The sequence below is a fragment of the Pseudomonas knackmussii B13 genome, assembly GCF_000689415.1.
In the GTDB taxonomy this organism is placed as follows: domain Bacteria; phylum Pseudomonadota; class Gammaproteobacteria; order Pseudomonadales; family Pseudomonadaceae; genus Pseudomonas; species Pseudomonas knackmussii.
On record NZ_HG322950.1, the window covers coordinates 2,705,325 to 2,725,706 of the forward strand.

A 20,382-nucleotide genomic window follows, 5' to 3' on the forward strand; every position below is an offset into this window, starting at 1 on the left:
TCCGCGAATCGCGCGCATGGCGCGCTCCTACAGGGGGATCGCGGATGAGATCCGCTCCTACGGGGATTCCTTGCGGACGAGGCGCGACTTGCGCATACCGCCCTTGCAGTAGAAGGGGCCGGTATCGCCGCGCAGGTGGTAGAGGGTAGCGAGGAAGGCCGAACTGGTGCGGCCGACGGAGAGGCTGCGTAGCTCCTGGTAAGCCCACAGCCAGTCCTGGCGGTTGTTCTTGGTCATGGAATCGTCCTTGATTCAGTTGAGGCTTGAAACGTCTGCCATGGACCATAGTGGGCGTGGCGGGCCTCTGCAAGCCAAATCATGACCGTAGCGTCATTCCTTGTAGCTCGGGTCCAGCCGCTCCAGCTTGCGCAGCCAGGCCTGCCAGAGGATCTGGCGTTCGCCCACGGCCTTGGCGAACTGACGCTCGGCATGGGCGCTCAGCGCTTCGGGAATCAGCCGCGGGTGCGGGTTCATGCCCAGCACCGCCTGCTGAATCTCGCAGGCGCGGTTCAGGTAGAACATGGTGTAGAAGGCGTCGGCGACGGTCGCGCCCACTGTCAGCAGGCCGTGATGGCGCAGGATCAGCGCCGGGTGCTGGCCGAGCGAGGCGACGATGCGCTCGCGTTCGCCCAGGTCCAGGGCGATGCCTTCGTAGTCGTGGTAGCCGAGGTTGCCGTGGAATTCGGCGCTGATCTGGTTGAGCTGCAGCAGGCCTTCGTCCAGCGCGGCCACCGCCATGCCAGCCAGGGTGTGTGTGTGGATCACGCAGTGCGCGTCGTCGCGACCCATGTGCACGGCGCTATGGATGGTGAAACCGGCGACGTTGCAGGGCGAGTCGCCGATCACCTTGCCGTGCATATCGACGACGATCAGGTCGCTGGCGCGGATTTCCTCGAACATCATCCCGAAGGGGTTGATCAGGAAGCGCGGCTCGGCGCCGGGCAGGCGCACGGAGAAGTGCGTGTAGATGGTGTCGTCCCACTGGAAGTGGGCAGCCAGGCGGTAGGCGGCGGCCAGGTCGCGGCGCAGGGCGGCTTCGTCTTGGACGGGATGCATGGGCTCGTCTCGGCAATGAATGGGAGCGGCGAGCTTAGGCAGCGGCGCCGAGACGATGAATCACCGGAATTGCAACTTCACTTGCGCTTCGGCGAAAGCGAGCCTCAGGCGTTCGCCAGGCGTTGCCGCGCCTGCTGCAGGGCGTGGGCGAAGCGCTCCAGCGCCGGCGAGTGCTCCTGGCCCTGGCGGGTGATGCTCTCGAAGCGCGAGACATAGGCCAGGCTGCCGCCGCCGAGCCGGCGCAGGCGGCCCTGCGCGAGCCAGGCCGCGGCGTAGTGGCTGGGCAGGTAGCCGATGTAGGTGCCGGAGAAGATCAGGGTGGCGATGGCCTCGATGGAGTAGGCGGTGACGCTGCGTTTGAAGTCCAGGCCGTGGGGCCGCTTGCTGTCCGGCCAGAAGCCGCGCTCGACGTAGTCGGCCTGGCGGATTTCTTCGAGCAGCGGCTCGTCCTTGCGGGCAAAGAACGGGTGCTCCGCCGCGCAGTAGAGGTCCTGTTCTTCCTCGAAGAGCATCTGGTAGTGCAGGCCGGAGAGGTGCTGGCGGAAGTTGCCCAGGGCGAGGTCGAGACGGCCCTCGAGCACCTCCAGCTCAAGTTCGTCCGGGCGCATGATCTGCAGGCTGACCTGGGCGCCGGGCTGGCCCTGGCGGTAAAGCTGGATGGCCAGCGGCAGCGGGCAGCTTTCCAGACTGATGAGGTTGTCCAGGGTGCCGACCTGCAGGTGCTCGGCGCCGTCCTGGGCGGCGGCGCTCACGCGCAGGCGGAACTTCTCGAGGTCGGCGAACAGCTCCTGCGCCGCGAGGTAGATCTCGCGACCCTGGGCGGTGGTCTGGAAACCGCCCTTGCCGCGCCGGCAGAGGCTGCAGCCCAGGCGTACCTCGAGGTCACGTACGGCCACGCTCAGGCGCGGCAGGCTGGTGTTCAGCCGGCCCTGGGCGGCGGTCAGGCCACCGGCCTCGACGATGGCGCAGAAGATGCGCAGCAGGCGCAGGTCGATATCGGACAGGTTGCCGAGCATCTGGAGTTTCCGAAGGGCAGGAAAAGCGCATTCTCGGCGGCAGCGACAGCGCCAACAAGCCGGGCTCAGGCGTTGGCGGCGGCGCTGCGCGACTCCTCCACGTACTCCTTGAGCCAGCGCAGCACTTCCACGGCGTCCCAGCGCGAGGGGTCGAACATGGCATATGCCTGGCCCTGGTAGCCGACCACGTCCAGCGGCCTGTGGTAACCGGCGCGCTGCAATAGCGCCTCGATCTCGGCGAAGCAGGTGTTGAAGTGGGCCCGGGAGAAGGGCGTCTTGCCTTCGGTGACCAGGCCTTCGAGGTGCAGTTCGGCCACCGCCTCGCTGACTTCCTCCACGGCCATGTGGTTCACGGTGTATTTCATCTGGCGGATGTCGACCATTGCGCGCTCCTGTTGCCGGTTCCTGCCTCGGCGCCCTTTCTCAGGGTGCCTTTCGTCATGTCCTACAGGGTAATCGAAAAATACTGTATGCATAAACAGTATTTGCGGCTAGTATCGATTTCGCTGGTTCACTGAATCCATGGTCGTCGCCCGAATGCCCGCGCCCAGACGCGCTTCGGCGGCCACCGCGAAGAAGAGGAACGCGTGATGATCCGAGGCAACCTGTTGCTGCTGTGCACCGTGCTGTCCCTGCTCGTCGGCTGCGCCGAACCGCCGGCGGAAAAGCCGATGGCCAATGGCGCCTACCTGGTCATCGACGGACATGAGGCCTGGGCCGTGCTGGTGGCCAACGGCAAGCGCATCGAGGAACACGGCACTGTGCGCGATGCCATTCGTCTGCCGCGTTCGCGCTCGATGGTCGCCGCCAGCTATGTGATCGATACGCCCAATTGCGGGCGCCTGCAGTGGCTGACCGAAGGTGAGGGCAGCAATGCTGGCACTACATTGCTGCTGCCGGCGCAGAGCAGCGCGAGCGACTTGTCCCAGTGCCAGATCCGCACTGGCATGAGCCGCGTCTGGACGGCGCTCGACTATTCGAGCTGATCATCAATTCTTCACGGCAATTTCACATTGAAGGGGTATGTTGGAGCCCATCGCTAACGGACTAGCGCCCCAATGAAAAACCCGCCCAAAGGCGGGTTTTTCATTTTCTGCCGGACGCATCCGACGCGCCTCACTCGGCCGGGCGATAAACCCGCGCAAAGCGTTGCGCCTGGGTCACGCCGTAGTCGCCTGGGGCGTACTGCATGACCCAATCGCCAGCCTCGCCTTGCAGCACGTCACCGGCTGCCGAGCGGGCGATGCGGAAGGCTTCGTCCATGCGCCGCGCCAGCACCACGCTCGGGCGGTTGCGGTAGGCGCCGTCGACGCCATGGGCCAGCCCGGCCTCGGCCGGCAGGTACTTGGCGTCGAATCGCTCGCGCGATACCACCCAGCGCTCGCCGGTGGCGCTGCTGATCAGCGCGTCGCCGCGCTCGTAGCGGTTGGCGCCTTCCAGGCTCATCAGCGCGCCGCTTTCGGCGGCGAAGGCCACCTGCACGGTTTCGTCCTTCACGTAGCGCCCGGCCTGGGCGTCTTCGCGCAGGTCCAGGTCCTTGAGTTCGAGCATGTCTATCACCCTGAGGAAAACAGCTGGCTAGCCTAGCGGCGCAGGTGTTGCGATTTCGTCGTTTCAGCCGCGGCTCACCTGGAACGCTTCGCCCGTCGCGAAGAAAGCCCCGCCGGCCTGGTAGTGGATGGTCCGCAGCTCATCATCCGGGAAATGCCAGCGGCCATTGGAGAACGCCCGCTCATCGGCATAGGCGGCGACCACCTCGGCGATGAACAGGTCGTATTTGTCCTGGTTGTGCGGCTCGGCGATCACCTTGCATTCCAGGTAGGCCAGGCAGCCCTCGACGATGGGCGCCGCGATCTTGCGTGCGCGGCCCTGGGCGATGTCGAAACGGGCGAACTTGTCCATCTCGCCGCCGTTGTTCGAGCCGACCGTCAGGGTCAGTTCGGCCTGGCGGCGCGAGGGCAGCTGGATGACGAAAGCGCCGGAGCCCTCCACCAGGTGGCGCGACCAGGTGTTGCGGTCGAGCACCAGCATCAGCTTCGGCGGGTCGAAGTCCAGCGGCATCACCCAGGCCGCCGCCATCACGTTGGCCACGCCGTCGTGCTCGCTGGTGACGAGGGTCGATGGGCCGTGGTTGAGCAACAGGTAGGCCTTGGCCAGGGGTACGTCTTGCAGGTGGTTCATGGAGTGTCCTCAAAGGGTTCAGAGCAGCAGGCCGTCGACCGGCTCCAGCGGCGCCGGCAGCTCGCGCTCGCCGAGGATCTCCAGCACGGCGATCTCCAGGTTGCGGCTCATGGCGTCCAGCGGCAGGTCGTTGGGCTGGGTGTCGAACGGGTCGGCAATCTGGTCGCCGAGGGCGTCCAGGCCGAAGAAGGTGTAGGCCAGCACGCAGACCGCGAACGGGGTGAACCAGCCGATGCTGTCGACCAGGCAGAACGGCAGCAGGAAGCAGTACACGTGGACGATGCGGTGCAGCATGAGGATGTACGGATAGGGGATGGGCGTGCCTTTGATCCGTTCGCAGCCGCCGAGCACGTAGGACAGGCGGCTCACCTGCTGGTCGAGGTTGGCCAGCAGCATGTCGCTCGCGTTGGTCCGGCGACCGGCCTCGGCGAAGTCGCGGCCGAGGCGGGCGAGCAGGGCGCTGGAGGGATTGGGCGTTTGCGCCAGGGCTTGGGCATCGGCACCGAGCAGGCGGCGGGCATCGTCGCTTTGCGCCTGGCCGCGCAACTGGTCGCGCAGTACGTAGGCGAAGGCGGCCAGGCGGTTGCCGAGCACCCGGCGCCCGGTATCGTCGAGTCCGGGCAGCAGCGACAGGCTCTGCCGCGCCAGGTTGCGCGACACGATCAGCAGTTCGCCCCAGAGCGTGCGTGCCTCCCAGAAGCGCTGGTAGGCGACGTTGTTGCGAAAGCCCAGGAAGATCGCCAGGGTCAGGCCCCAGAGCGTGAAGGGCGTAGCGGTGAGCACCACCTTGTAGTGGTAGAAGGTGCCGTGGGTGGCCACCACCGCCGAACTGAGCAGCACCGTGTAGAGAACCTTGCGCCAGATAGCCGGAACGATCGAACCCTTGAGGGAAAACAGCAGCACCCAGAGCGTCGGGGTTTGCGGGCGGAGGATCATGCGGAGGGCTTCCAGGCGGGGCACACGGGTGTCGCGCATGATAGCCGAGATGAGGGCGGGAATTCGCGAGCAAGCGCGCTCCTACGCAGGAGCGGGCTTGCTCGTGAACCTGATGGTCAGCCTTCCTGGTACAGCTTCACGATCGCCGAGAAGTCCAGCTGGCCGTTGCCCTGGTTACTGAAGGTCTGGAACAGCTGCTGGGCCAGTGCGCCGAGCAGCACCGGCTGGCGTGCCTGGCGCGCGGCTTCGCTGGCCAGGCCGAGGTCCTTGAGCATCAGGTCGGTGCCGAAGCCGCCGCTGTAGCCGCGCGCAGCAGGTGCGCCGGTCAGCGGGTTGTTCACCTCCGAGCTCCAGCAGCGGCCGCTGGAGGTATTGATGATGCCGGCCAGTACTTCCGCATCCATGCCCAGCTTCACGCCTAGCGACATGGCTTCGGCCACGCCGATCATGCTGATGCCCAGCAGCAAGTTGTTGGCCACCTTGGCGACCTGGCCGTTGCCGGCACCGCCGCAGTGCACGATGTTCTTGCCCATGGCTGCCAGCACCGGGCGGGCACGCTCGAAGTCGGCCGCCTCGCCGCCGACCATGAAGGTCAGGGTGCCGGCCGCCGCGCCGCCGGTGCCGCCGGAAACCGGTGCGTCGAGCATCGGGTTGCCGTGGGCCTTGGCTGCTGCCGAGACGTCGCGCGCGCTGTGCGGGTCGATGGTGGAGGAGTCGATCAGCAGCACTCCCGGCTGGACGTTGGCGAGCAGGCCGTCGTCGCCGAGGAACACCTGCTTCACGTGGGCCGCCGCCGGCAGCATGGTGATGATGACTTCTACATCCGCGCGGGCCAGTTCCGCCGGCGAGCTCACCGCCTTGGCGCCCTGGGCCACGGCCGCCTGAACGGCTGTATGGGAGAGGTCGAAGACGCTCAGGTCGAAGCCGGCCTTGAGCAGGTTGGCGGCCATGGGGCCGCCCATGTTGCCGAGTCCGATGAAACCGATACGCATGGGATATCCCCTTGTTCTGCTTGTCGTTGGAGGGTCGCTGCGAATAGGGCCCGCATGGCCGGAGACCGCGGAACATCCTGTTTCCGTGGCCCGGCCCGCGGGTTGGCGGGGATTACTTGAGGTGGATGGTGGTATTCACCGCGCCGCCGACTTCGTTCTCGTCGAACCAGCGTTCGGTGACCGTCTTGGTCTGGGTGTAGAACTGAACCACCTGCTTGCCGTACGGGCCGAGGTCGCCGAGCTTGGAGCCGCGCGAGCCGGTGAAGGAGAACATCGGCACCGGCACCGGGATCGGCACGTTGATGCCGACCTGGCCGACGTCGATCTCTTCCTTGAAGTGGCGGGCGGCGGCGCCGGAGCGGGTGAACAGGGCGGTGCCGTTGCCGTTGGGGTTGGCGTTGATGATCTCGATGGCCTCGTCCATGGTCTTGGCGTGCATCACGCAGAGCACCGGGCCGAAGATTTCCTCGCGGTAGATGGTCATCTGCGCGGTGACGCCAGCGAAGATGGTCGGCGCGACGAAGTTGCCCTTGGCGTAGCCGGCGATCTGCGGGTTGCGGCCGTCCAGGGCCAGGCTGGCGCCTTCCTGGATGCCGCGCTCGATCAGGCCGCTGACACGGTCCAGCGCGGCGCAGGAAACCAGCGGGCCGACATCGGTGCCCGGCTCGCTGCCGCCGCTGACCTTGAGGGTCTTGGCCTTCTCAACCAGTTCCGGCAGCCAGTCGTTGGCCTCGCCGACCAGGATCACCACCGACAGCGCCATGCAGCGTTGCCCGGCGGCGCCGAAGGCCGCCCCTGCGATGGCGTTGAGGCTCTGCTCCTTGTTCGCGTCGGGCAGGACGATGGCGTGGTTCTTCGCGCCCATCATGCACTGCACGCGCTTGCCGGCCTGGGAGGCGCGGTTGTAGACGTGGGTGCCGACGCGGGTCGAGCCGACGAAGGAGACGGCCTTGATGTCCGGGTGGTCGCAGATCGCGTTCACCACGTCCGGGCCGCCGTGGACCACGTTCAGCACGCCCGGCGGGATGCCGGCTTCATGGGCCAGCTCGACCAGGCGCATGGTCACCATCGGGTCCTGCTCGGACGGCTTGAGGACGAAGGTGTTGCCGGTGGCGATGGCCATCGGGAACATCCACAGCGGGATCATCGCCGGGAAGTTGAAGGGGGTGATGCCGGCGCAGACGCCCAGCGGCTGCAGCAGGGTGAAGGTATCGACGCCGCTGGCGACGTTGTTGGCCAGCTCGCCCAACTGCAGGTTGCCGATGCCGGCGGCGTGTTCGACCACTTCCAGGCCGCGGAATACGTCGCCCTCGGCGTCGGGCAGGGTCTTGCCCTGTTCGGCGGTGAGGATGGCCGCCAGCTCCTTCATGTTCTCGCGGATCAGTTGCTGGTACTTGAGGAAGATGCGCGCGCGGGTGCCGATCGGGGTTTTCTTCCAGGTCTTGAACGCGGCCTTGGCGCTGGCCACGGCGCGATCGACTTCGGCGGCGGTGGCGAAGGGCACGCGGGCCAGGACTTCCTGGGTGGCCGGGTTGATCACCTCGCGCCATTCGCTGCTGGTGGACTCGACGGGCTTGCCGTCGATGAAGAGTTTGACCGTGGGGACGGCAGCGGTAGTAGTGCTCATCGGAACTCCCAGCCTGTGGCGGTTTGTTGTTATGGGCCTCGGGGCGTACCTCAAGGACTGTGGAATGATCCTAGCAGTGCATTTTTGATGAATTCAATGCGGTGATGTGCAAGCATGCTCTGCGTTTTTGCACATTGAAGGCCGCGCTATGGACTGGGACAACCTGCGTTTCTTCCTCGAACTCTCGCGTGCCGGCAAGCTCACCGTGGCCGCGCGGCGCCTGGGCGTGGACCACACCACCGTGGCCCGGCGCCTGCAGGCGCTGGAGAAGAGCATCGGCGCGCAGCTGCTGGTGCGCGAGCCGTCGGGCTACCGGCTGACCGAGGCGGGGCATGGCCTGCTGCCCCAGGCCGAGGCGATGGAAAGTGCCTGCAAGGTGATCGAGAAGCGCCTGGCGGGCGCCGAGGACAACCTGTCCGGCAAGGTGCGCATCGGCGCCACCGAGGGCTACGGCTCGACGCTGCTGACCTCGCAGCTGGTGGAGCTGAACAGCCGCCACCCGCACCTGGGCGTGGACTTGCTGGCGGTGCCGCGCGCGCTGCAGCTGTCACGCCACGAGGCGGACATCGTCATCACCCTGGAGCGCCCGGACCGCGGGCCCTACCTGGTCACCCGGCTGACCGACTATGTGCTGCGGCTTTATGCGTCGAAGGATTACCTGGCCGAGCACGAGCCGATCCGCACTCGCGACGACCTGCGCCAGCACGCGCTGGTCGGCTACGTCGACGACCTGCTCTACAGCAAGGAGTTGCAGTACCTCGACGAGATCGGCCGGCCGCTGCACATGGCCCTGCGCTGCACCAGCATCCTGGCCCAGCAACGCGCGGTGGCGGAGGGCGCGGGGCTTGCGATCCTGCCGGCGTTCGCCGCGAGCGAAGACCCGTCGCTGCAGCCGGTGCTGGCGGGTGAGATCGAATTCGTGCGGACGTTCTGGATGCTGATGCCCACGGAGCTCAAGGACATCGCGAGGATGCGCACCACCTGGGATTTCCTGCGGGAGAAGGCGGATGCGAGTCAGGCGGTGTTGATGGGGCGGGTGGGGTAAGGCGGGGGTATTTGGGCGCGCTTTGCGCGCGGATCGCGGACAAGGTCCGCTCCTACAGGGTTGTGCCCAAGCCCGATCACGGGTGTAGGAGCGGAGCTTCTCCGCGAAGGACGGACAAGGTCCGCCCGTATTGCGTTACGCCAGGCCGACGTAGAGGTTCTGCACGTCGTCGTTGCCGTCCAGGGCATCGAGGAAGGCTTCGACTTCTTCCAGTTCGGCGCCGGACAGGCTGACCGGGTTCTTCGCCTTGTAGCCCAGCTTGGCCGAGGCGACGGTGAAGCCGTGCTCGGGCAGGGCGCGGCAGACGGCGTCCAGGTCGGTGGAGTCGGTGAGGAACAGGGTGTCGCCGTCTTCCGAGCCCGGCTCGAAGTCCTGGGCGCCGGCTTCGATGGCGGCCAGTTCAGGATCGGCGTCGGCGCTGGCCGGAGTAGCCTCGACCATGCCCAGGTAATCGAAGTCCCAGGCTACCGAGCCCGAGGCGCCGAGCTGGCCCTTGCGGAACAGCACGCGGATTTCCGCCACGGTACGGTTCACGTTGTCGGTCAGGCATTCGACGATCACCGGTACGCGGTGCGGGGCGAAGCCTTCGTAGACCACGCGCTCGAAGCTGGCGCCGCCGTCGAGCAGGCCTGCGCCTTTCTTGATCGCGCGCTCCAGGGTGTCGCGCGGCATCGAGGCCTTTTTAGCCTGCTCGACCACCAGGCGCAGTTTCGGGTTCATGTCCGGGTCGGCGCCGTTGCGCGCGGCGATCATGATTTCCTTCGACAGCTTGCCGAACACGCGGCCCTTGGCGTTGGCTGCGGCTTCTTTATGTTTGGCTTTCCACTGGGCGCCCATGGTGACTCTCTTGGCAGGGGTTGTTCGAGGTCGGCAAGTCTAAGGCCTTGCGCGGCCGCTGGCGATCTCTTGCGGATCAGCGTGCGCGACTGTCGTGCCGGTACAGCCAGAACAGCGGCGGCAGCAGGACCAGCAGGGCGATGCTGTCGACCCACAGGTGCGAAACGATGCCGCGCTGCAGCGACACCCACATGTCCTGCGGGGCCCACAGCACGATGCTGGCGATCAGCCCGCCCCAGGCCGCCGGGCGGGCGCTGGTGTGACCGAGGTAGACCAGGGCGATGAAGCTGACCGCGTAGCTCTGCAGGGTGGCGCCGAACAGCGCGATCCACCAGATCTGCTCGGCGCGCGCCGGCTCGGGCACTGCGGCACCCCAGAAGGCCGCCTCGATGCTGCGGTGATAGGGCTCGAACAGAGCGGCGTCGCCAAGCCAGGTCAGCACCAGGCCGACCAGCAGGTGCGCGCCGGCAGCGGCGTACAGCCAGCGCACCAGCCAGCGGCGGGTGGCGGAAGCGGGACGGGTGGACATCCTTTTCCTCCTCGGACTCAGTCGTCGCGGGTGAGCACTTCCAGCAGCTCGATCTCGAACACCAGATTCGAGTTGGGCTTGATGTGCGCGCCGATCTGCCGCTCGCCGTAGGCCAGGTGCGCCGGTACGAACAGCTTGCGCTTGCCGCCAACCTGCATGCCCATCAGGCCGATATCCCAGCCCTTGATGACGCGGCCGGTGCCGATCACGCACTGGAAGGGCCGGCCCTTGTCGTAGGAGGAGTCAAAGACGGTGCCGTCCTCCAGGGTGCCCTTGTACTGGGTGGTGATCAGCGCGCCCTTGACCACGGCCTTGCCGTCGCCCAGCTGGATGTCCTCGATGCGCAGTTCGTCGCTCATGTTCGTCTCTCGTAATGCACGCGGCCCGAGCGGCCGCTACTGGGCCGGCGTTTTCGCAGGAATCGCCGGCGAAGGCAACTGCCGGGCTTCCATCACTGGCCTTCATGAGCACTATCGATCCCGGCGCGTGGCCAGTGCCGGGGCATCCGGCTAGAGTCGCCGTCAAAGCCACGTCCGCCCGCCCACCGCGCGCGGACCCCGACCGGAGTACCCATGAAGTCCCTGTCCGAAACCGCTTTCTCCATGCTCGACCTGGTGCCCATCCGCGACCAGGGCACCGTCAGTGAAGCGCTGAACAATGCCGTGGATGTCGCTCGCCATGTCGAGCGCCTCGGCTTCACCCGCTACTGGCTGGCCGAACACCACAACATGGACGGCATCGCCAGCTCGGCAACCTCCGTGCTGATCGGCCACATCGCCGGCAAGACCGCGCACATCCGCGTCGGCTCCGGTGGGGTGATGCTGCCCAACCATCCGCCGCTGGTGATCGCCGAGCAGTTCGGTACCCTCGCCAGCCTCTATCCGGGGCGCATCGACCTGGGCCTCGGCCGCGCGCCGGGCGCCGACCATGCGACCATGCGCGCCCTGCGTCGCGACCGCCTGATGGGCGATGGCGAGGACTTCCCCGAGCAGGTCGCCGAACTGGAAATGCTGCTTGGCCCGCGTCGTCCGCAGCAGACCCTGCTGGCCGTGCCGGGCGAGGGCACGCGGGTGCCGATCTGGCTGCTCGGCTCCAGCCTGTTCAGCGCGCGCCTGGCTGCGGAGAAGGGCCTGCCCTATGCCTTCGCCTCGCATTTCGCGCCACGCTACCTGCACGACGCGCTGCGCATCTACCGGCAGAATTTCCGCCCCTCGGCGATCCTCGATGAACCCTACGCAATGATCGGCGTGCCGCTGATCGCCGCGCCCACCGACGAGGAAGCCGACTACCTGGCGACCACCGCCTTCCAGCGCGTGCTGGCGCTGATCCGTGGCGAAAGCCTGAAGCAGAAGCCGCCGGTGGAGCGCATGACCGGCCTGTGGCTGCCGCACGAGCAGGAAGCGGTGGGCAACTTCTTCGGCCTGGCGGTGATCGGCGGACCGGAGAAGGTGCGCAGCCGCCTGGAAATCCTGGTCGAGCAGACCGGCGCCAACGAGATCATGTTCACCAGCGACATCTACGATCACGCGCTGCGCCTGCGCTCGCTGGAGATAGTCGCCGGGCTGCGTTGAGCCCATCGGCAAAAAGCCCGCTCTGTGAGCGGGCTTTTATGCTCTTTATCGCGGGTGGTATCTGGGTTTTTAGTTGTGAAAGATTCTTGACCCATATTTTGACCCATGGGTTCTACCCCATTTCCACGGACGGTTTGAAAAGGGCTGAGAACTTCATATCTTGCAGGGCGACTCTACGACGCATTCGTGGGTTATGAAGTCGCTCGATGTAGTCGAATAGATCCGCTCGTGCTTCGTCGCGAGTCCGATACGATTGATGGAAAATACGCTTCCGCTTGAGCAGACCGAAGAAGCCTTCACCGGTGGCGAGCATCGGGCTAGCCCCTACCTTCCGGTCCATTGCTTCGACGAGGAATGACAAATCTTCCTTGGTAAATGAAGTGCTTATGTGATGCTCCTGTGGCCCCGGATCATGGCGGGTCAAGCACTGCATGGGGCCGGGTGCAATGCTCGAGACTCTTGCGTCCGTTCAAGCCCCCGGCTCTTCCAGCAGATTCCTGAACACCTTCCCTTCCTTCTCAAGCTCCCGCTGTATCCCCAACAATGCCTCGTCTAGATGAATCGCATTGCGCCCTTTGGCGATAGTCGCTAGGGCCGCGAACTGCACCACGTTGACGATGTTCCCCCCGGACAATTCGAACCGCGCCAACTGCCCGGCCAGGCATTCACGATCTGTCTGGGCGGGGAGGGTGCGGTTCCAGATCGCGAGTCGTTCGTCCACGGCTGGGAAGGGGAAGCGGATGATCGCGTTGAAGCGGCGGAGGAAGGCTTCGTCGATGTTGGCGCGGAAGTTGGATGCGAGGATCACCAGGCCGTCGAATTCTTCCACCCGTTGCAGCAGGTAGCTGATTTCCTGGTTGGCGTAGCGGTCGTGGGCGTCCTTGACGCTGGTGCGCTTGCCGAACAGGGCGTCGGCCTCGTCGAAGAACAGGATCCATTCGCGGTTGCGCGCCTGGTCGAAGAGGGCGGCGAGGTTCTTTTCGGTTTCGCCAATGTACTTTGACACCACGCTGGACAGGTCAACACGGTACACCTCGCGGCCGGTGGCCTTGCCGAGCAGGGTCGCGGTAAGGGTCTTGCCGGTACCGGGCGGCCCGTGGAACAGCACGCGGTAGCCGGGGCGCAGGCGGCCGGCCATGCCCCAGTCGTGCATCAGGGTGCGGTGGTGGCGCACCCACTGCTCCAGTTCGGCGATGCGCTGCTGGACTTCCGTCTCGAGAATCAGGTCGTCCCAGTCGAGCGCGGTGCCGATGCGTCGAGCCGGGAAGCCGGCGCCGAAGGCGGGGGCCTGGGCTGTGCCGAGGGTGAGGCGTTCCACCCAGTCGCGGGCCATGACGATGCGGCCGGAAAGGATCGGCGCGCCGTCTCGGGCTTCCTCAAGGAGCAGCACGCCTTCGCGGGCGAACCAGTGCTCAGGGGAGAACAGCTGCTGCACCTCGAAGCGCCCGTCGAGGTTGTCGCCGGCGAGGAGGAAGGCGGCGGTCTCTCCGGTGGGAAGAAAGGTGCGACTGGCCTCGTCGCGCACGCCGCCGATCTCCGGGAAGTCGCCCTCGCGGGCCAGGGCGGTGCGGATTTCGTTGTCCAGTAGAGTGGGGCGTACGTGGGGGGCGAGGGCCAGCAGGAGCAGCACATATTCATCGAATGGTGGCTGCCGGTCGCGGATGAAAGTGCCTAGTGGCGAGCCGTCGTCGAAGAAGGTCAGGCGAAGTTCGCCGTCCGGAGCCAGTTCCTCGCCTTTGATGCGGGCACGGATCAGGCGTACCAGCACGTCGAATGCCGCGTCCAGGTTGGCGGCGTTTGAGCAGGGAGCGGGTTGGTTCATCTCTGGTTTCTCCAGCGGTCTGCACCTGTTGCTTCGCTCATACCCGAACGTCTCCGGCAGTGATCGCGTTGTAGGTCGAATTCACATGCCGTCGGCGTTTGCTGGCCTGGTCGGCCGGGCCTTTCTCCCATAGGCGCTCCTTCATGTTGGACTTGGAGGTGTAATTGCCGTGGTCATGGGACTCCGCCAGCAGCAGTTCACTGACGAAATAGGCGGTCACCTCGCCATGCTTCTCGATTGCCTTCAGCAGCAAACCGGGGCTGCCGCCATTGATGCTCGGCACGAAGGAGCTGGCTGTGGCCGGGGGCGGAGTGGCCATCTCGATCGTGACAGGTGGGTGAGCGGTCTTCTCGCGGAACCTGGTCCTGTCGGCAGGGTCTCGCTCGGCGTCGCCCCAGGTCACGACAATCCGTTGTGGGAAGACGTCCAGCGGCGCCGGCATTTTCCAGAAAGTGGTGACCGCTCGGTAGAAGAAAAGCTTGCCTTTGGTCTTGATGGCGGCCTTGGCCGGGCTCTCCACTTCGGCTTCCATCTTGCGGTTCATGCCTTGGGTGATCGGCACCAGGTTGTCGGCAGTACCTGGACCGTGGAGGTTGTCATTGAGCAGATGGCCGCGCACCCACTGGTGATTGGAGGAACCATCGGGTTTGGTATCCAGGGCCACGGCGTGTGACCAGCCGGGCGGGTTCTGATACGGGCTGGAGCCTTTGGTATTGCCGGACAGGTATGTCAGCGGCAGGGCATTGGTGGACTTGTCTCCGCCGGCATTGTGGGCGACCACCGTGCGCACCAGGGAGTCGTCCTCATTTTCGAAGCTGGCTTTTTCGAGGATGCGCTTGAGTGCATCGAGCTGGTTGCGGAAGTTTCGGATCTCCGAATTTACCGCGTTAGTGGCGGCTCGGTAGCCGGCCTTGTCCGCGGTGGACACCTTCTCACGAGCGGCGCGCAGTCGCTCCAGATCGTCTTCGCTTTTCACTACGAGCTTGTATTGGGCCAACGCTTCATTGGCGATGTTCTTCTGGTCGGCAGTGGCATTCGTGTCCTTCAGCTTGGTGTTGAGGAAATTTTCGATGGTGTCCGGCGTGGAGGCGATCATCAGGTCGGCTCGTTTGCCTTCGCCCCGGTAGTAAATCGAGTGATTTCCGCCATCCTTCGAGCGGAACTTGCGGCGTTCTTTCCACCACGAGACCAGTTCCTCGATTTTCTCCTTCGCCTTTTCCTTGACCTTCTTCGCCCCGCTCTTGACCTTCGCCACCACCTTCTTCGCGAAAGCGACCACCTTGTCCACCACCCAGTCGATGGCCTTGTTGATCGGCTTGGTGATGGTGGTAATGACGCCCTTGACCTGCTTGGCGATGTTGCCCAGGCCGAGCACCGAGGCGAACAGCGAGATTAGTACCGGCACCGAACGGGCCAGAGCGTTCTCCACGGCCAGGGTGACCTTGGCGAAGTTGCCAGCCGCGACCTCGGCGACAGCCTCGTAGACCGAGAGGATGAAGTCCTTGATCTGCTGGTAGCGCTCGACCAGGAACATCACCAGGTCGAACACCAGCTTGATCGCCTTGACGATGGCCGATGCCGGGTTGGTCAGCGACAGCAGCCAGACCACGCCCTCCTTGATCGCGGTGACGATCAGCCAGTTGCGGATTGCCGCCATCACCGTTTCCTTGAGGTTGGACAGCTGCGTCTTGATCTCTTCCCAGAGCACGCCGGGGCCTTCGGCGATCACCTTCTGCAGCAGCTCATAGCCCTTTTCCACCAGCTCGAACACCGGCGCGACGGCGGGCACCTTCTTGATCACACGCGCCTTGATGTTGGCGTAGGTCAGTCCCAGTACCTGCAGGACGATGCTGAGGATGCCGCGCGGGCTGAATTCGAACGGGCCGGTCAGGTTGACCTCGGACAGGGCGCCGGTCAGCCAGCCGATTACCCCGTCGATGAGGTGCTTCTTGATGTGCTTGAAGAAGTTGCCGAGGCCGTCGCCGACCGCGCCGAACAGTTTCTTGATGAAGCCCACCGGGTCCTTGAGGATCGACGTGATCGCCTTGCCGGCGCGGTCGAAGAAGTCGAACACCGGCTTGGAATCGACCCCGGCGATCTCGCAGGCCCCCTCGATGGCCGCCCGCAGCGCCTCGGCGAAATCGCCCTGGAGCACCGCGCCGGCCACCCGCACGGCGGTTTTCAGCGCGGTCTGGAAGGTCGAGAGGATCTTGTCGAGGGCGGCCGCGAGGGCATCGGCGAGCTTGGTGATGCCCTCGATGGCCGCGTCGGCGACGGTGTTCACGCCGTCGATGGCGGCATCGGTGACCGAGTCGATGCCGTCGTTGATGCGCTTGGCGAGGCCCGGGAAGGTGTCCTTCAGGTAGGTGTTGACCTTGTCCTTGGCCCAGTCGCGGAACTTGTCGAGCTTGTCCACCACCCAGTTGCGGGCATCGTTGATCAGCTTGATCGCGGCGTTCTTCACCTTTTCGATGATCTTCTTCACCGCGTTGCGCACGGCGGTGAAGACCTTGTCGATGGCGTCGGTGATGACCTTTACCGCTTTCTTGATCGCGCTCTTGACCCGGTCCCACCAGCTGTCGTTTTCCTGCGCCTTTTCCAGCTCCTTCTTCTTCTCGGCGGCCTGGCGTTCGCCCTCGACCTTCTCCTTCTCGGCGTCCTTCTCGCCCTGTTCCAGTTCGGACTTGGCCTTGCCTTCCTCGCTCTTGACGTGCTCGCCGATCTCCTTGCGCGCCTTGCCCTGTTCGCCGGCGGCGTCCTTGTTGAAGGCGTTGACGTGCTCGTAGGCCTCGCCGATGCCGTCGCCCTGCAGCTTGGCGACCTTGCCGCGATTGTCGATCACCAGCTTGCGCTGGGCGGCGTCAGTATCGGCATTGAGCTGGGCGGCGGCCTCCTGCGCGGTGTCTATCTCGCGATCCTTGTCGGTGTCGCGGGTGGTGGCGGCGTCCACCGTCTGGCCGCGTGCCTCGGCGAGGTTCGGCGTGAGGGTCTTGGCAATCCGCGCGTCGGCGTTGTCGCGCACGTCCTGCGGCAGCGGCGCGGCGGCGTAAGCGGCGACATTGTCGTCGGCCTGCGGGTCGATTGGTCGCCGCCGCTTCCGGGGAGACGGCGACCGGGCGCTGCTCGTCGAGCATCCGCGGCTGGATGTTGGCCTGTCCGGGATTATTGCGGAACGCCGTGACCTGGGCGTCGCGCTGGCCCTTCATTGCCGTGGTCGCTTCCTCGCGTGGGGTGTCCATGCGCCCGGGGTCGGCCTCGCCGGCGAGCGACACGGAGGGCCGCTCGCCGGCCGAGGTGTCGATGTTGTCGTCGGTGGTGCGGATGCCTTTGACGAACTTCCTGAGGAAGTTCATGAAGCGATCCCAGAACGAGCCGGAATCCTCTTCCTCCAGTTCCTTCTCGCGCTCGGCGTTGCCCCGGAACGGCTGCGGCGAGCCTTCGGACACCGTCTGCAGGCCGCCCGGGTCCGGCCCGCTGACGCCATCGCCGAGCTCGGTATCGCCGGGGATCGGGATCTCTTCCGCGCTTGCCAGCGGTACATCGACGCTGCCGGCGGTCTTCGCCTCCAGCACCGGCGGGTTATCCACGATTTCCTGTTGCTCGGACTTCATCTTGCCGTCGATGGTCGGGCCGAGCTCGGGTTGGGTGACGGCCATGGCCGACGGGCTGGCGTCGATGAATTTCGTCGTTGCCTCGTCGGAGCTGCCCGATAGCTCGGCCTTTTCCACCACCGCCACCTGCTCGGCCGGACCTGCATCGGCGGGCGGCGGCAGGCTCAGGTCGGGTTCGGGCAGCGCTTCGCCCAGCAGATCGCCGGGCGGGGGCGGCACTTCGCTTTCGAGATCGACGCTGTCCACGGTCGGGCCACGGTCTTCTGCCGGCGGCGCCTCCTTCTTCGCTTCGGCGGACGGTGCTGCTTCCGCGCCTGCCTCGGCGATTTCCGTCGGCTCGCGGCCCACCGTAACCATTGGCGCCGGTGGCAGGTTGAGCTTGCCCACCGGGTCGAGGAAGTGGTTCCAGTGCTCCAGTTCGTGCCAGCGTTCCTGCACCTGGCCGCCGAGGTTGTCCTCGCCGGCGGTGTTGCCGTTGATGGTGGCGACGCGGGTCAGTTTCTGCGGCTTGCCTTCGGCGTCCTTGCGGCTCTCCAGGCCGGTGACCATGGCGAAGTGGTTGTTCGGTAGCACGTCGATGGCGATGTCGCCCTTGCGCGGCAGCTCGCCGGCCGGGCGCAGCTTGAGAGCGTCGAGAGCCGGCGCGCCGAGCTTCCAGTCGGGGATCGGCAGGCCGGCCTTTTTCATCGCCCACCAGGTGAAGATGCCGCACCAGCTGGGCAGCGCGTCCATGCGGGTTTTATTACCGTCCTTGTCGGTCTTCTCGATGGTGGTGATCTTATCGATCACCTGCTCGCTGACGACCGGGCCGCCGAACGCCGTGGAGAAGTATTCGCGCAGGCGTTCCCAGCCGACGCGCTTGCCATCGGCGCCGGATTTTTTCGCATTGACCTTGCCGATCTCGCCACGCGCCAGGCGGATCGCCTCGATGATCTCCGGTCGCACCTGGTAGCTGTCGGCGTTCTCAGTGGGGGAGAGGCTGACCACGTCCTTGTCGCCGCCTTCAGCTTCGGGCTGCACCGCACCCTGCTGGATGGTGTGGGTCAGTTCGTGGGCGAGCAGGTGCTGGCCGGAGCGGGAGTCCGGGGCGAACTTGCCCTCGTTGAAGAAGATGTCGTTGCCACGGGTGAAGGCCTGCGCCTTGAGCGACTGGGCCAGCAGCACGGCGGGGGCGTCGGTATGGATGCGTACGCCGTCCAGTTTGGCGCCAAACTGCGCTTCCATCTTCTCGCGCACCGGGCCGGGCAGGGGATTGCCGCCGCCGCGGGAGGCGCGAATCTGACGCGCCACTTCGGCCGAAGGCGACGTGCCGCCGCCGTTGGAGCGGGCCTGTAGTTCCTCGTCTTCTTCCTTGGCCTGGGCCAGTTCTTCATCGGGCTGCTCACCCTTGGCTTGCAGTTCTTCTTCCTTGCCATCGGCCTTGGCTTGTACTGCTTCGTCCTTTTCTTCCCTGGCCTGGACTTCCTCTTTTTCCTCGGTCTTGGCCTGGACCTTCTCCGGTTCCTCCTCGGCTTTCGTCTGGATTTCCTTCTCTTCCGGCGCCTGCTCTTCCTCGCCAGCCTTGGCCTGCAGCTCCTCATTTTCCTCGGCGACGCGCTGGGCCAGCGGGGTGACGCCTGCCGCCAGACCGACGCCGGCGCGCTTGCCGTCGACCACCTGGTCGGCGACGCGGTCGGCCTCCAGCTCGTAGCGGTCGCCGGGTCGACCGACTTTCATGCGCGCCTGCAGCTCGTCCTCCTTGGCTTGCGTTGCGACGTTGCTGAAGAACGGCTTGCGCGCACCGCCGCCGCCCTTGGCCTCGCTGGTGGAGGCCTTGTGTTGCGGCGACACGGCGGTCTTCATGGCTAGCGCCAGTCCACGCTGAGGATCGACTGCATGAACGGCGTACGTACCCGCGACAGCGTCCAGGGCAGGTCCTGCAGCAGGATGTCGATGCCGCTCGACTCGACGCAGAGCAGCCAGCCATCGCCGCGACGCTCCAGGCGTCCCGGCCGCATGAGGAAGCCTTCGCGCAGGCCGGCGGGGGAGGTATTGCCCAGCCGTTGCCAGTGGCCGATCACGCTGCGCAGCAGGGCGTCGACCTCCTCGCGCTCGTGCTTGCTCAGCTCGATACGGTGCGGCACCGGCTCGCCGAAGGGCAATCCGCAGAGCAGCTTGAACAGCAGGGTTTCCGGCTCCGGCACGTCCTCGGCGCCGCTGGCCAGGTGATGGGCGAGCAGCACCGCGCGGCAGTGCGCGGCGTGATCGCGGAAGCGACCGGGGCCGGCGAGCAGGCCGAGGCGATCGAAGAACATCGAGAGATAGGGATGCAGCAGCACCGCGCCGGCAGCATGTACGGGGCGCGGAGCGGATTGCGCGGTTTCGGCCGGCTCGGCTTCCGTTGCGTCGGGCGCAGTGGGCGCGGGGATGGCGGCGGTCGGCAGCGCGGGCATGGCGATACGGCTGTCCAGCGCCACATACAGGCCGATCACCTCGCCCAGTTCCGGCATTCGCAGTCCGCCGGCGAGCGCGCGGAACAGCTCGCCCAGCGCGGCGACCTGGGCTTCCGGCGGCGGCTTCAGGGAGGCTGCCGGTTCCGCCGCATCCTCGCCGAAGGCCGCCGCCAGCGGCAGCGCCAGTTCCTCCGGCAACAGCGCGCGCAGCAGACGGCGTAGCAGCGCGGCGGGCAGCTGGCGCACCAGCCGTAAGCAGGCAGCCCGGCGGATCAGCAGCGGACGCAGGCGTTCGGCCAGTTGGCGCAGGGCGCGGGTATCCAGGGCCAGCAGATTGGCGGCGAGCAGCGCCAGTGCCTTGCCCGGTTCGACCCAGGGCAGTTCGCCGCTGTGCAGGAAGGCGATCAGCTCGTTCGTATCCGGCGCTTCATCGGCGCCCGGAGGCGGCGGAACCAGCGCGGCGGCCAGTTGCGCAGCCAGCCGCCGCGCCAGCTCGTCGCCATCCAGCTGCGCCGGGTCGAAGGCGCCCAGGTCGATCTCCACGCGGTCGAAGCGGATCAGCTCGCCGGGGCGGTCGATGCGGTCGAGGGCGGCTTGCAGCGCGGGTAGGATCAGCGCGTCGAAGCGGTTGCGCAGCACTGCGCTGAAGCCGCCGTGGGCAGCCTCGTCCGGCGTGGCGAGGTCGAAGACCAGCCGGCCGATGCGATGCTCCGCGCCCGCCATCGCG

18 protein-coding genes and 1 pseudogene are annotated in these 20,382 nt (G+C 66.1%); 3 read left to right on the top strand and 16 right to left on the bottom strand.

Annotated elements, in window-relative coordinates; genetic code table 11:
* Nucleotides 1–57: 57 nt before the first annotated feature.
* The 4 genes from PKB_RS12840 to PKB_RS12855 form a co-directional block, all read right to left on the bottom strand.
* The gene (locus PKB_RS12840) at nt 58–237 is read right to left on the bottom strand and encodes a hypothetical protein (protein WP_043252246.1); all 180 of its coding nucleotides are present in this window, start codon (nt 235–237) and stop codon (nt 58–60) included.
* 93 nt (nt 238–330) lie between these two features.
* Nucleotides 331–1,056 (bottom strand): class II aldolase/adducin family protein, encoded by a 726-nt coding sequence (locus tag PKB_RS12845; protein ID WP_043252247.1) that lies wholly within the window; start codon nt 1,054–1,056, stop codon nt 331–333.
* Between the two features lie 104 nt (nt 1,057–1,160).
* A complete protein-coding gene (locus tag PKB_RS12850; protein WP_043252249.1) occupies nt 1,161–2,072 on the bottom strand; it encodes a LysR family transcriptional regulator in 912 nt (303 codons plus the stop codon).
* Between the two features lie 65 nt (nt 2,073–2,137).
* Complete coding sequence (locus PKB_RS12855; RefSeq protein WP_043252251.1) at nt 2,138–2,455, bottom strand: hypothetical protein; 318 nt, start codon at nt 2,453–2,455, stop codon at nt 2,138–2,140.
* A gap of 207 nt (nt 2,456–2,662) precedes the next feature.
* On the opposite strand from PKB_RS12855, the gene PKB_RS12860 reads away from it, so the two are divergent.
* Entirely contained in the window at nt 2,663–3,058 is a 396-nt protein-coding gene (locus tag PKB_RS12860; RefSeq protein WP_043252252.1) for a hypothetical protein, read from the top strand.
* A gap of 130 nt (nt 3,059–3,188) precedes the next feature.
* Here PKB_RS12860 and PKB_RS12865 read toward each other — a convergent pair whose 3' ends face one another.
* The 5 genes from PKB_RS12865 to PKB_RS12885 form a co-directional block, all read right to left on the bottom strand.
* On the bottom strand, nt 3,189–3,623 hold the full coding sequence (locus tag PKB_RS12865; RefSeq protein ID WP_043252254.1) for a PGDYG domain-containing protein: 435 nt from the start codon (nt 3,621–3,623) through the stop codon (nt 3,189–3,191).
* A 63-nt stretch (nt 3,624–3,686) separates the two neighbouring features.
* The gene (locus PKB_RS12870; RefSeq protein WP_043252255.1) at nt 3,687–4,253 is read right to left on the bottom strand and encodes a flavin reductase family protein; all 567 of its coding nucleotides are present in this window, start codon (nt 4,251–4,253) and stop codon (nt 3,687–3,689) included.
* An 18-nt stretch (nt 4,254–4,271) separates the two neighbouring features.
* Nucleotides 4,272–5,189: a bestrophin family protein gene (locus PKB_RS12875; RefSeq protein ID WP_043252257.1), complete on the bottom strand. Its 918-nt coding sequence runs from the start codon at nt 5,187–5,189 to the stop codon at nt 4,272–4,274.
* Nucleotides 5,190–5,305: 116 nt separating this feature from the next.
* On the bottom strand, nt 5,306–6,181 hold the full coding sequence (mmsB, locus tag PKB_RS12880) for a 3-hydroxyisobutyrate dehydrogenase (RefSeq protein WP_043252259.1): 876 nt from the start codon (nt 6,179–6,181) through the stop codon (nt 5,306–5,308).
* A 112-nt stretch (nt 6,182–6,293) separates the two neighbouring features.
* Nucleotides 6,294–7,808, bottom strand: coding sequence for a CoA-acylating methylmalonate-semialdehyde dehydrogenase (locus tag PKB_RS12885; protein ID WP_043252261.1), 1,515 nt, complete (start codon nt 7,806–7,808; stop codon nt 6,294–6,296).
* Between the two features lie 148 nt (nt 7,809–7,956).
* Between PKB_RS12885 and PKB_RS12890 the strand changes: the two genes are divergently transcribed.
* A complete protein-coding gene (locus PKB_RS12890; protein ID WP_043252263.1) occupies nt 7,957–8,853 on the top strand; it encodes a LysR family transcriptional regulator in 897 nt (298 codons plus the stop codon).
* 135 nt (nt 8,854–8,988) lie between these two features.
* On the opposite strand, the gene PKB_RS12895 is transcribed toward PKB_RS12890, so the two are convergent.
* The 3 genes from PKB_RS12895 to PKB_RS12905 form a co-directional block, all read right to left on the bottom strand.
* A complete protein-coding gene (locus tag PKB_RS12895; RefSeq protein WP_043252265.1) occupies nt 8,989–9,690 on the bottom strand; it encodes a YebC/PmpR family DNA-binding transcriptional regulator in 702 nt (233 codons plus the stop codon).
* A gap of 76 nt (nt 9,691–9,766) precedes the next feature.
* Nucleotides 9,767–10,219, bottom strand: coding sequence for a hypothetical protein (locus tag PKB_RS12900; protein WP_043252268.1), 453 nt, complete (start codon nt 10,217–10,219; stop codon nt 9,767–9,769).
* A 17-nt stretch (nt 10,220–10,236) separates the two neighbouring features.
* Nucleotides 10,237–10,578 (bottom strand): FKBP-type peptidyl-prolyl cis-trans isomerase, encoded by a 342-nt coding sequence (locus tag PKB_RS12905; protein ID WP_043252271.1) that lies wholly within the window; start codon nt 10,576–10,578, stop codon nt 10,237–10,239.
* 213 nt (nt 10,579–10,791) lie between these two features.
* Here PKB_RS12905 and PKB_RS12910 point away from each other — a divergent pair, with 213 nt between their 5' ends.
* Nucleotides 10,792–11,790: an LLM class flavin-dependent oxidoreductase gene (locus PKB_RS12910; RefSeq protein ID WP_043252273.1), complete on the top strand. Its 999-nt coding sequence runs from the start codon at nt 10,792–10,794 to the stop codon at nt 11,788–11,790.
* Between the two features lie 112 nt (nt 11,791–11,902).
* On the opposite strand, the pseudogene PKB_RS29585 reads toward PKB_RS12910, so the two are convergent.
* The 4 genes and pseudogenes from PKB_RS29585 to PKB_RS12930 form a co-directional block, all read right to left on the bottom strand.
* Nucleotides 11,903–12,097 (bottom strand): annotated as a pseudogene (locus PKB_RS29585) (IS3 family transposase); the annotation flags it as partial.
* 162 nt (nt 12,098–12,259) lie between these two features.
* On the bottom strand, nt 12,260–13,612 hold the full coding sequence (locus tag PKB_RS12920) for an ATP-binding protein (protein WP_043252278.1): 1,353 nt from the start codon (nt 13,610–13,612) through the stop codon (nt 12,260–12,262).
* Between the two features lie 2,861 nt (nt 13,613–16,473).
* On the bottom strand, nt 16,474–19,065 hold the full coding sequence (locus tag PKB_RS29110) for an eCIS core domain-containing protein (protein ID WP_084166630.1): 2,592 nt from the start codon (nt 19,063–19,065) through the stop codon (nt 16,474–16,476).
* A gap of 2 nt (nt 19,066–19,067) precedes the next feature.
* Entirely contained in the window at nt 19,068–20,378 is a 1,311-nt protein-coding gene (locus tag PKB_RS12930) for a contractile injection system tape measure protein (protein ID WP_043252282.1), read from the bottom strand.
* Nucleotides 20,379–20,382: the final 4 nt, after the last annotated feature.